Source organism: Pseudomonas sp. B21-015, assembly GCF_024749285.1.
Lineage (GTDB): Bacteria > Pseudomonadota > Gammaproteobacteria > Pseudomonadales > Pseudomonadaceae > Aquipseudomonas.
In genome coordinates, this window is record NZ_CP087196.1 from 6,400,823 (window position 1) to 6,413,126 (window position 12,304).

Below are 12,304 nucleotides of genomic sequence, written 5' to 3' on the forward strand. Positions count from 1 at the left end.
CATGTCTGACGCGCTCTGGGCCGCCCGGCTGGGCGATGCACTCAACCACACCTCGATGATGGCCGACATCCTCGGCGGTGTGCTCGAGGTCGCGGCCAACATCGCGATTACTGCGCTGGCGACGGCTGCCGTGGTGGCGGCCACGGGCATCACCGTCGCCACCGGCGGGCTCGGGTGTTTCCTGCTTGGCGCGGTGGTGGGCACGATCGTCGGCCTTGCCATGAGCAAGACCGGCGCCGACAAGGGTTTAAGCAACCTGTGCGAGAGTTTCAGCAACGCGCTGTTTCCACCCACGGTGCAGGCGAACATTCTCACCGGTTCCACCAACACCCTGATCAACAGCATTCCCGCCGCCCGCGCCGCCGGGGCGATTCCGTCCCATGTCGCGCCGGCCGGCACTGAGCTGGAGGCACCCGAGCCCGAAGCCGAGCCCAGCTATCTGGACATGGCCGAGAGCTTCTTCTCCCAGATGTGGCGCCCCACCGTCGCCACCCCGGCACCCGGCGCCGTACCCAAGCCGCTGGACCTGCTCGTCTGCATGAAGCATCCGCCGATGCCGCCGCAGTTCATGGCCGAGGGTTCGGACAAGGTCACCATCAACGGCCAGCCCGCCGTGCGCAGTGGCGACCGCAGCACCTGCGATGCCAAGGTAGTGGGTTCCGGGCTGATCTCATCAAACGTGACCATCGGTGGCGGTTCGGTGGTGGTGCGCGAGATCCGCAGCGGCAAAACCCCGGGCGTGGGGCTGGCGGTCACCGCGCTGCTGATGCTCAAGGGCGGCAAGGGCAAATTCTTCAGCAAATTGCCGTGCATGCTGATCGGTGGCGCGACGTCGATGGCCGTCAGCAGCGCGATGGGCGCCATGGCCAACGCCGCCATGGGCTCCTCGAACCCGGTGCATGCCGCCACCGGGGCCAAGGTGCTGGGGGGCGATGAAGAGCTGGATTTCGTGTTGCCCGGGGTCTTGCCGATGGATTGGCAGCGCTTCTACAACAGCCGTGACGAGCGTCGCGACGGGTTGTTTGGCGCGGGTTGGAGTGTGTCCTATGAGGTGCGGGTTGAAATCCTGCCTCACCCGGAGGGCGGCGAAACGTTGGTCTACACCGATGAACAGGGCCGGCGCATCGACATGGGTTCGATCCCCTTGGGCGGCGCGGTGTTCAGCCCGGGTGAAGGGCTTAGTGTTCGACGTCACGTTGATGGGCAGTTGTTGATTGAAAGCGATGACGGGCTGTACCGGCTATTTGACGTCACACCCGGCAACCCGTCTTTGTTGCGTCTGAATCAGCTCGGTGATCGCAACGACAACCGCATTTACCTCGACTACGACGACGCCGGACGGTTGGCGCGCCTGCGCGACACCTTCGATCTGGTGCAGGTCGAGCTGATTCGCGAACGCGACCGCGTGACCCACATCGAACGCCTGTACCCCGATCTACGTCGCGAAGCCCTCGTCAGTTATGGCTACGACGCAGCCGGCAACCTGACCGAAGTGCGCGACGCCACCGGCCAGGTGCAACGGCGTTTCACCTACGACGCCGGACAGCGGATGGTCGAGCACCAGTTGCCCACGGGGCTGCGGTGTTTCTATGAATGGGCGTTGATCGAAGACCGTGAATGGCGCGTGGTCCGACACTGGACCGACGAAGGCGATGCTTACCAGTTCGACTATGACCTCATCGCCGGTGTCACGCGCATCACCGATGGCTTGCAGCGCGTCAGCACACGGCGCTGGAACACCCAGCACCAGATCACCCAGTACACCGACAACCTCGGCCACACCTGGCAGTTCGAGTGGAACGACGAACGCCAATTGCTCAACGCCACCGACCCGCAGGGCGGGCACTACGAATACAGCTACGACGACGCCGGCAACCTGATCGGCGAAACCGACCCGCTGGGCCGCAGCGACTCGACCTTGTGGCTGGAGCTTTGGGCCTTGCCGCTGGTGGAAACCGACGCCGCCGGCAACAGCTGGCAATATCGCTACGATCAGCGCGGCAACTGCATCGCCGAAACCGATCCGTTGGGCCACATCACCCGTTACCGCTACGACACTCACGGCCAGGTCGTCGAGATCATCGACGCCACCGGCAAAAGCAAAAAACTGCGCTGGAACCCGTTCGGCCAACTGGTCGAACACATCGATTGCTCGGGTTATCCGACGCGGTTCAGCTATGACAACCGGGGCTATCTGCAAACCATCACCGATGCCCTCGGTGAGCGTACCCAGTTCAGCTACGACGCCCAGGGGCGATTGCTCAGCAGCCAATTGCCGGACGGGCGCACTGAGCACTATCAGCGCGACGTCAGCGGCCAGTTGACCGGTTATACCGACCCGGCCGGGCACACCACGCTCTATCAACACAACCGGCGCGGCCAGGTGCGTCAGCGCACCGACGCCCAGGGCCGGCAGGTGCAGTTCGGCTATGACAGCTACGGGCGGCTGCAAGCGCTGACCAACGAGAACGGCGAAAGCTACCGGTTTGCCTGGGATGCTGGCGATCGGTTGACCGAGCAACAAGACCTGGATGGCAGCGCCAAGCGCTACGACTACGACCGCCTCGACAACGTCGCGGCGGTGACGGCGATGCCTGCGCCGTACGGCACGGGCCTGGCGCTCATTCCCGAAACACCGCCGGCACCCATCGTCCATCGCCTGGAACGCGACGCCGTGGGCCGGCTGATCGCCAAAGTCACCGACGATGGCCGCACCGACTACACCTACGACCCGCTGGACCAACTCACCGCCGTCACCTTCACCGACCTGCAGGGCAACGCCCAGACCCTGAGCTTCGCCTACGATGCCACCGGCCAGTTGCTCGCCGAAAACAGCGCCGCCGGCAACCTGCAACACCACTACGACGAACTCGGCAACCTGATCCAGACCCAACTGCCCGACGGCCGCTGGCTCAATCGTCTGTACTACGGCAGCGGCCACCTGCACCAGATCAACCTCGACGGCCAGGTCATCAGCGACTTCGAACGCGACCGCCTGCACCGCGAAGTGCTGCGCACCCAAGGCCAGATCAGCACCCGTAGCGACTACGACCGCAGCGGCCGCCTGCGCTCACGCCAACGCCGACACACCAGCCAGCCCTCGCTGATGCCGGCCGCCGTGCAAAAGCATTTCGAGTACGACCCCGCCGACAACCTGATCGGCAAACTCGACCAGCAACCCGCCACGCAACACCGCCAACTGCTGCACTACGACGCCACCGGCCGCATCATCGCCAGCCAGGACAGCCTGCACGGCCAGCGCGAAACCTTCGCCTACGACGCCGCCGCCAACCTGTTGGACGGCCCACAACCCGGCGCCGGGCTGGTGGTGCACAACAAACTGCTGACCTATCAGGACAAGCGTTATCGCTACGACGCGTTTGGCCGGATGATCGAAAAGCGCAGCGCTAAACGGGGGCTGCAACGCTTCGGTTACGACGCCGAAAGTCGGTTAGTTGAAGTGCGCAGTGAAAACGGCAGCGTGCTCAAGATGACCTACGACCCATTGGGCCGACGCATCGCCAAGACCGAACACGACAGCAAGGGTTATCCACTGGGAGAAACCCGCTTCACCTGGGACGGCCTGCGCCTGTCGCAGGAGCATCGCCATCAGCAGACCAGCCTCTACCTCTACGAAGACGAAGGTTACGAACCCCTGGCCCGGGTGGACGGCACCGGCCCGCTGCAAAAAATCCGCTACTACCACAACGACCTCAACGGCCTGCCCGAGCAACTCACCGAAGCCGACGGCCACAACGTCTGGCAGGCGACTTATCGGGTGTGGGGCAACACGCTAGAAGAGGTGCGCGAACCGTACTACATCGAAGAGCAGAACCTGCGGTTTCAGGGGCAGTATCTGGACCGGGAGACGGGGCTGCACTTCAATACGTTCAGGTTTTATGATCCCGATGTGGGGCGGTTTACTACGCCGGATCCGATTGGGTTGGCGGGTGGAGCGAACCTCTATCAATATGCCCCTAACCCATTGGGATGGATCGATCCATGGGGATGGGCACCATGCGGCTCAACGACTAAAAAGCTACAGGCTCACGCCAACGCAGCGAAAAAAGCCGTGTACCGTAACCCTCAACGCTCATTGACTTTAAAACAACGAGCGGCGGTCAAACGCGCCTATGACAGAGGCGACTTCGGACAGGCACGCTCTCGCTACCGTCGCTATGTAGGTCAAAGGATCGATGCCGAATTCAAACGTAGGGTGTTGGCAGATCCGTCGCTTGCACATCTGAATGTCGCGAAATCAGGACAACGCCTGCCCGATGTGTATGATCCGAAAAGCAAGTCCTGGTGGGACCTGACGACGAAGGCTGATTGGAAAAAAGGCACCCATCAACGGCGTTATGGCGATTGGGGCAATGGTTATGAAGGAGTATTGTGGTGAGTGACAGAATCCCATCAAAAACATTATCTGGCATTGAGCAGGACGGCCTCGTCCTGCCTGAGAAAACGCTTTTCAAAAATGAGTTCATTGGTGCCACCAAATTAAAGAACTCAACACTTTCCTACCCGATTTTTGACAGCTGTCTTTTGGAAAATTGCGAATTCGAGAAAACCGACTTCTCCAACTCAAGATTTTTCAACACAACAACCGTAGTCCAATGCACATTCAGCAATGTCGACTTTCGGGCAACAGGTCTAAGTGACAGCAGATTTGAAAACTGCACCTTCCTGAAGTGCGATTTTCGACAAACCGCACTGGTCGATTGCCACTTCAGCAACTGCACATTCAGCCAATGCAAAATCATTGACAACTCGCTCAACGCAAAAAAAATGACCCATGTTAAGTTCGCTGGAAAGCTCCAAGAAGTGAGCTTCATATCCGACCAGCCGAACACCCCACTGCTTGTCGATTTTGAGCTTTGCAAACTGGATTACGTCACCTTTCAAAACTGCGACCTTGAGAGCATCGTCCCACCTACTGATGCCCAACACATTTTCTTCAAGGACGTGTCAGCACGTGCGCAAAAGGCGCTCGATCACCTATCGTCTCAACCAGACAGCCCGATCAATAAGCTACTGAAGCGACGCTTGCAAAAGCTCACAACACAACGAGGGGCCCTCTTCAATATCAAAAATCTGGAAAGCTATGAAGGCTTGGAGTTTTCATCGCTTTTTATCTCCTTTCTCAAGGGCTCTGAATAGCGCTCGCGACGTTTCAGACTCCCCATTGGTCAGGCTAATGTCCTGGAAGTTCTTACCCACGAGCCCGTGAAGCGATTGCCTCACGAGGCTCGCTCAGGCCTACGTTGAGTATGGGAGTTCACGAGGACGTTACGAACCCACAGCCATCAAAAAGATGCCGGCCGAGGTGCTCGTTGGAAAATCGAGCATTGGGAGCGAAGAAACGCGAATCCCGTGGCGAGGGAGCTTGCTCCCGCTGGGCGGCGAAGCCGCCCCAAAACAGGCTGACGCATTCTCCAGATAAACCGCATCAGCCGGCTTACGACGGCTGCGCCCCCGAGCGGGAGCAAGCTCCCTCCCACGGATCGCCTACACCTCAAAAGCAGGCATGTAACCCGCCTTCACCGACCTGCAAGGCAACGCCCAGACCCTGAGCTTCGCCTACGATGCCCTCGGCCAGTTGCTCGAAGAACAAAGCGCGGCCGGCAGCCTGCACCACCACTACGACGAACTCGGCAACCTGATCCAGACCCAACTGCCCGACGGCCGCTGGCTCAATCGCCTGTACTACGGCAGCGGCCACCTGCACCAGATCAACCTCGACGGCCAGGTCATCAGCGACTTCGAACGCGACCGCCTGCACCGCGAAGTGCTGCGCACCCAAGGCCAGATCAGCACCCGCAGCGAATACGACCGCAGCGGGCGCCTGCGCTCACGCCAACGCCGACACACCAGCCAGCCCTCGCTGATGCCGGCCGCCGTGCAGAAACATTTCGAGTACGACCCCGCCGACAACCTGATCGGCAAACTCGACCAGCAACCCGCCACGCAACACCGCCAACTGCTGCACTACGACGCCACCGGCCGCATCATCGCCAGCCAGGACAGCCTGCACGGCCAGCGCGAAACCTTCGCCTACGACGCCGCCGCCAACCTGCTGGACGGCCCGCAACCCGGCGCCGGGCTGGTGGTGCACAACAAGCTGCTGACCTACCAGGACAAGCGTTACCGCTACGACGCATTTGGCCGGATGATCGAAAAACGCAGCGCTAAACGGGGCCTGCAGCGCTTCGGTTACGACGCCGAAAGTCGGTTAGTTGAAGTGCGCAGTGAAAACGGCAGCGTGCTCAGGATGACCTACGACCCGCTGGGTCGGCGCATCGAAAAAACCGAGCACGACGGCAAGGGTTATCCACTGGGAGAAACTCACTTCACCTGGGACGGCCTGCGCCTGTTGCAGGAACATCGCCATCAGCAGACCAGCCTCTACCTCTACGAAGACGAAGGTTACGAACCCCTGGCCCGGGTCGACGGCACCGGGCCGCTGCAAAAAATCCGCTACTACCACAACGACCTCAACGGCCTGCCGGAACAACTCACCGAGACGGACGGCCACAACGTCTGGCAGGCGACTTATCGGGTGTGGGGTAATGCGTTAGAAGAGGTGCGCGAGCCGTACTACATTGAAGAGCAGAACCTGAGGTTTCAGGGGCAGTACCTGGATCGGGAGACCGGGCTGCATTTCAATACGTTCAGGTTTTATGATCCGGATGTGGGACGGTTTACGACGCCGGATCCGATTGGGCTGGAAGGCGGTTTAAATATCTACCAATACGCCTCAAACCCAATATCCTGGATTGACCCATGGGGCCTGGCGCCCGAGCTGTACTATTTAATTGCGACTAAAAATGGCCTCTATGATGAGATGGCGTGGGGTCATAAAAAACCAGTGAGGCAGGTATACCTATATAAAGGCGATGTCTGGAAAGTTGGCGAAACTATTAATCCAAACAGACGCTACACAGCGAAGTGGTTAAGGTCCAAAAACCTGGCCTACAAGCGCGTCATGGCGTCACCTACCAAAGGCAACATGCAAATTTGGGAGAGACTCAAAATCGGAAAGTATTTCAGACGCCGAGGAAAGCTTCCCCCCGGAAACAAATGCAGACATTAAACATGAGGTAGCCTCTATGCTAATAGGTACAACAACGGATTCTCCGAGCTGGACGAAAGTCAACGAAATAAGTGACGAACTGACAGCTCTAAGTGCAGTTGTAGAAAAAAAATACCCGTCACTCGATTGGGAGCTCGTGGTATGTTTACGCTGCCTCCCGAGCGATGTAGAAAGAAAATCTTTCTGCCGTTACTACACCAAAGAAAAAATGTTCATTTTAGATATATCTATAAATGAAGAGCTTTTCACTCCTCATAAAAAGAACAAAAATGCCCAACGCGAAATTATTGGCAAGGCCTTTTTTGAGTTTTTTGAAGCCAGCATTAAAAAGTACGAAAAAAAACTACCAAATCTTTTAGACACCTCTGAAAAATTTATTTCTGATGTGCGGCAATGGTGCATTGATAACAAATGGATTAATTAGATCCGATACCTGTTCGAGGCGGACCCGCGCGCGAGCCGTGCCTGGAAAATTGCATCCCTGCTGAGAAGTTCAAGGTCGAGCTTGGCCTTGAAAAAACAGGACAATAATTCAGTTACCGGAAAAGCAAAAAAATGGGCACCCGATTCAATCGACATGCCCATTTTCAATACGGTTCTCCCCGTTTTTCAGGGAGTTCGCCGCAACTATGGATTAACGCTGTCCTTCAACGACTTGCCCGGCTTGAAAGCAACAGTGTTGCTGGCTTTGATTTTGACTGGCTCACCGGTCTACGGTTTTTTGCCCGTACGGGCACCGCGATGGCGTTGCAGGAAGGTCCCGAAGCCCACCAGCGTGACGCTATCCTTGCGATGCAGAGCGCCGGTGATTTCTTCGAGAACGGCGTTGAGAACGCGGTTGGCCTGCTGATCGAAAAACGCACGACACCAACGGCTACCCTCTCGGTGAAACCCGCTTCACCTGGGACGGCCTGCGCCTGTTGCAGGAACATCGCCATCAGCAGACCAGCCTCTACCTCTACGAAGACGAAGGTTACGAACCCCTGGCCCGGGTCGACGGCACCGGGCCGCTGCAAAAAATCCGCTACTACCACAACGACCTCAACGGCCTGCCCGAGCAACTCACCGAAGCCGACGGCCACAACGTCTGGCAGGCGACTTATCGGGTGTGGGGCAACACGTTAGAAGAGGTCCGCGAGCCGTACTACATTGAACAGCAGAACCTGCGGTTTCAGGGGCAGTACCTGGACCGGGAGACGGGGCTGCATTTTAATACGTTCAGGTTTTATGATCCGGATGTGGGGCGGTTTACTACGCCGGATCCGATTGGGTTGGATGGGGAGCTCAACCTATACCAATACGCGCCGAACCCGATTGCTTGGGTGGATCCATGGGGATGGAAAACCTGTGGGGCAGCAAACGGAAACTCTAGGCAAAATAACAAAGCGAACCACGTCTACATCATCCGGAACAAAAAAACTGGTCAGGTTTACAAGTACGGCATCAGCGGTGGGAAAATTTCAAAAAAAGGGAAGTCCTACCGAGCTGAATCTCAGGTACGCAAACTTAACAAGCAACCCGGCTCTGATAAATACGAGTCCGCCATCATAAGAAAAAATGTAACGAGATCCAAGGCACTAAAAGTTGAGCAAGGTAGAGTCAATAGTTACTCGGTAGCCGCTCAAAGGGCCGGTCAAACGCCTTCGTTTCCAAAGGTTGGTATTAATCCAGTGGGCAACTCACTGCCAAACGCGACGAGATAGAAATTCTGATGAGTAAATATTTATCGACACTTGAAATCGACTCCCCTACGGAGCGCCTCCAGGCTCACAGCATTCGAGAGGCAGCCGTACTCTACGTTTATCTCCTTGCTACTAAGTGCAAGCTACCTGCTGGCGGTATTTCCAAAATAGTTCTTCAGCAAGCTCCAGTCGAAGCAGAGAAAACGCTTCTAGATGTTTGCACCTACTCTCATCCGTTCAAGCACCTCGATAAGCTACCAGCGAACGCTACTGACAGCGCCATTCGCCAGTCGTTAATCGAGGACATTAACGATGCGCTTTTGTCGCTGGCAGCGCTCAAAGGGTGGGATACCGACCCGATACATAAGCTCCAAGCAGAAATCATCAAACGTGACTATCGATTCTCAGGCACCTCGGGACGCTCACTAAAAAACCCGTCCAAAACGCTCACTGCAACGGCTGCTTGGCGCACGGATCAATACATCAACATCGGCGTCCTGGTGCAGGGTTCAAAAAACACGCCTGAAGCATTTTTCACAGCCACGCGAATCAGCGTCGCGCTGGGTCTTTTTGAGTCGTTACTAGGGCCTGTTGAATGGGTGGACGATCAAACCGTTCGGCTATTTCAGGTAAACAAGCGCGATTATTGGGAGATTGATACAACATCCCAAACGGTGGAATTTCACTTTCCCCGAGCCGAATCCGGTGATGCCCACGGTCAATATGACTTGGCGAAAATGTACATTGATGGATGGATAGTCGAGCAGGACTTTGAACAAGCCAGGCGGTGGCTGGAGCGCTCAGTCGCTCAAGGTTTTTCGCGTGCAGTTAAGCTTTTGCAGCGAATGAATGATGGCGATGAAAACCTCGCCGATCCGGTGATGAACAGCAAGAAATAATCCAGAGGGCGTTGCTTCAAGCGCCCTCTGCTGCTCCTGACTGGATTGAAGTGCGCAATGAAAACGGCAGCGTGGTCAGGATGACCTACGACCCGTTGGGCCGGCGCATTGAAAGACCGAGCACGACACCAACGGCTACCCACTCGGCGAAACCCGTTTCACCTGGGCCTGCGCCTGTTGCAGGAACATCGCCATCAGCAGACCAGCCTCTACCTCTACGAAGAGGAAGGTTACGAACCCCTGGCCCGCGTCGACGGCACCGGCCCGCTGCAAAAAGTCCGCTATTACCACAACGACCTCAACGGCCTGCCGGAACAGCTCACCGAGGCGGACGGCCACAACGTCAGGCAGGCGACTTATCGGGTGTGGGGCAACACGCTAGAGGAGGTGCGCAAGCCGTACTACATCGAAGAGCAGAACCTGCGGTTTCAGGGGCAGTACCTGGACCGGGAGACGGGGCTGCACTTCAATACGTTCAGGTTTTATGATCCGGATGTGGGGCGGTTTACTACGCCGGATCCGATTGGTCTTGCTGGCGGCTTCAATACCTATCAATACGCTCCGAATCCCATCTCCTGGATTGACCCATGGGGGCTCGCGCCTGAACTGTATTATCTGCTGGCGACACAGGACGGTTTCTATGACGAAATGGAGTGGGGCAAGCGTAATCCTGTTGGGAAGGTCTTTCTGAAAGAAGGGGAAGTCTGGAAAGTAGGTGAGACGATTCATCCTAAAAGGCGTTATACCTTCAAATGGCTGAAATCGAAAAACCTTGAGTACAAGAAGGTCATGGCCGCGCCTACCAAGGTCAATATGCAGCTTTGGGAAAAGCTGAAGATAGGCAAATACCTTAAACGTCGAGGTAAGTTACCCCCGGGTAACAAATGTAGACACTAGGAGAAAAAAACATGTTGATCGGTATCACAACAGATTCGCCAGGCTGGAGCAAGGTCAGTGAAATCAGCAAAGAGCTACGGGACCTTGGCACCTTGTTAAAAGAAAAATATCCTTCTCTTGATTGGGAGTTGGTGGTCTGCCTGCGATGCCTGCCGAAGGACTTGCAGAGAAAAACATTTTGCCGTTATTACGCCAAAGACAAAATGTTCGGTCTGGACATTGCCATGGACGAGGAAGATTTCGTTCCATTAAAAAAAGACAAGGCCGCTCAACGCAAATTAATCGGTGCCGCCTTTATCACTTTTTTTGTAGAGAGCATTAAAAAATACGAAAAAAAACTTCCCAATCTTGAACCCGTTTCCGCAGAGCTTATTGCGGATGTGCAGCAATGGTGCGCCGAAAAAGAATGGACCGCCTGAAACTCCACGTTGCTATTACGACCACCTGGGATTTTATAACTCATGAAAACAGGCAATCGACCGAGTCGGCGCGCCTGTTTTTTCCGTCTATTTATATCGCTTGAACCGGCAGTTTATTCAGCATCTTCCGTATCGGCTTCTACGTTCTTTATCAGTCTCTTGAGCATTCAGTTCATATGCAAGTAGCGCTGCTCAATGACCTCCATGCGAGACTTGTCAGTCGGTGCTTCGGAGGACGCCGGCTTGATATACGCGTCGTGTTCAAGACCGTAAGGTTTAGCGTTAACCTTCATCTGGGCTTCTACAGCGTCCAGGGCCAGAACGAGACCTTCGCCTACGACGGCGCCAACCTGCTCTACAGCCCGCCACCCGGCGCCGGGCTGGTGGTGCGCAACAAACTGCTGACCTATCAGGACAAGCGTTACCGCTATGACACGTTTGGTCGGATGATCGAAAAGCGCAGCGCTAAACGGGGCCTGCAACGCTTCGGTTACGACGCCGAAAGTCGGTTAGTTGAAGTGCGCAGTGAAAACGGCAGCGTGCTCAAGATGACCTACGACCCATTGGGCCGACGCATCGCCAAGACCGAACACGACAGCAAGGGTTATCCACTGGGAGAAACCCGTTTCACCTGGGACGGCCTGCGCCTGTTGCAGGAGCATCGCCATCAGCAGACCAGCCTCTACCTCTACGAAGACGAAGGTTACGAACCCTTGGCCCGCGTCGACGGCACCGGCCCGCTGCAGAAGATCCGCTACTACCACAACGACCTCAACGGCCTGCCGGAGCAGCTCACCGAAGCCGACGGCCACAACGTCTGGCAGGCGACTTATCGGGTGTGGGGCAACACGCTGGAAGAGGTGCGCGAACCGTATTACATTGAAGAGCAGAACCTGAGGTTTCAGGGGCAGTACCTGGACCGGGAAACCGGGCTGCATTTCAATACGTTCAGGTTTTATGATCCGGACGTGGGGCGGTTTACTACACCGGATCCGATTGGGTTGGTGGGGGGATTTAATCTCTATGTTTACGCACCTAACCCCTTTACTTGGATAGACCCGTTGGGGCTAGCCTGTGGTCCAGCTACCAGGCAGAACTCAAAAGGGAGATGGATCGATGCCAAGGGCAAATTTGCGAATAAACCTAATGTCTCCAAACTTCCGTCGCTGAAAGGAAAATCCGTGCCGCAGGTGGAGAAAATCTCTCCGACAAAACGGCTACACCAGAACAAATCCTGCAAACACAAGGAACCAGCGCTGGGTACACTCTGATGGTTCAGAAGTCCAGATTCATGCCTATGGGAATACGAACCCC

At 56.4% G+C, this 12,304-nt stretch carries 5 protein-coding genes and 6 pseudogenes; 10 read left to right on the plus strand and 1 reads right to left on the minus strand.

Annotated features, from left to right (window positions below; all coding sequences use genetic code 11):
- Position 1: 1 nt before the first annotated feature.
- The 4 genes and pseudogenes from LOY38_RS29200 (at position 2) to LOY38_RS29220 (ending at position 7,517) form a co-directional block, all read left to right on the plus strand.
- On the plus strand, positions 2 to 4,399 hold the full coding sequence (locus LOY38_RS29200) for an RHS repeat-associated core domain-containing protein (protein ID WP_258698186.1): 4,398 nt from the start codon (positions 2 to 4) through the stop codon (positions 4,397 to 4,399).
- On the plus strand, positions 4,396 to 5,160 hold the full coding sequence (locus LOY38_RS29205) for a pentapeptide repeat-containing protein (protein WP_258698187.1): 765 nt from the start codon (positions 4,396 to 4,398) through the stop codon (positions 5,158 to 5,160). The genes LOY38_RS29200 and LOY38_RS29205 overlap by 4 nt, the downstream gene beginning before the upstream one ends.
- Before the next feature lie 379 nt (positions 5,161 to 5,539).
- Positions 5,540 to 7,093 (plus strand): annotated as a pseudogene (locus LOY38_RS29210) (RHS repeat-associated core domain-containing protein); the annotation flags it as partial.
- Between the two features lie 16 nt (positions 7,094 to 7,109).
- Positions 7,110 to 7,517: a hypothetical protein gene (locus LOY38_RS29220; protein WP_258698188.1), complete on the plus strand. Its 408-nt coding sequence runs from the start codon at positions 7,110 to 7,112 to the stop codon at positions 7,515 to 7,517.
- Between the two features lie 203 nt (positions 7,518 to 7,720).
- Here the strand turns inward: LOY38_RS29220 and LOY38_RS29225 are convergent.
- Positions 7,721 to 7,942: pseudogene (locus LOY38_RS29225) on the minus strand (HU family DNA-binding protein); the annotation flags it as partial.
- Positions 7,943 to 7,953: 11 nt separating this feature from the next.
- On the opposite strand from LOY38_RS29225, the pseudogene LOY38_RS29230 reads away from it, so the two are divergent.
- The 6 genes and pseudogenes from LOY38_RS29230 to LOY38_RS29250 form a co-directional block, all read left to right on the plus strand.
- Positions 7,954 to 8,796, plus strand: a pseudogene (locus LOY38_RS29230) (RHS repeat-associated core domain-containing protein); the annotation flags it as partial.
- Positions 8,797 to 8,804: 8 nt separating this feature from the next.
- Positions 8,805 to 9,674: a tetratricopeptide repeat protein gene (locus LOY38_RS29235; RefSeq protein WP_258698189.1), complete on the plus strand. Its 870-nt coding sequence runs from the start codon at positions 8,805 to 8,807 to the stop codon at positions 9,672 to 9,674.
- Between the two features lie 44 nt (positions 9,675 to 9,718).
- Positions 9,719 to 10,274 (plus strand): annotated as a pseudogene (locus tag LOY38_RS29240) (RHS repeat-associated core domain-containing protein); the annotation flags it as partial.
- A 60-nt stretch (positions 10,275 to 10,334) separates the two neighbouring features.
- Positions 10,335 to 10,571: pseudogene (locus LOY38_RS30495) on the plus strand (hypothetical protein); the annotation flags it as partial.
- 11 nt (positions 10,572 to 10,582) lie between these two features.
- A complete protein-coding gene (locus LOY38_RS29245) occupies positions 10,583 to 10,990 on the plus strand; it encodes a hypothetical protein (protein WP_258698190.1) in 408 nt (135 codons plus the stop codon).
- Positions 10,991 to 11,295: 305 nt separating this feature from the next.
- Positions 11,296 to 12,096, plus strand: a pseudogene (locus LOY38_RS29250) (RHS repeat-associated core domain-containing protein); the annotation flags it as partial.
- Between the last annotated feature and the right edge of the window lie 208 nt (positions 12,097 to 12,304).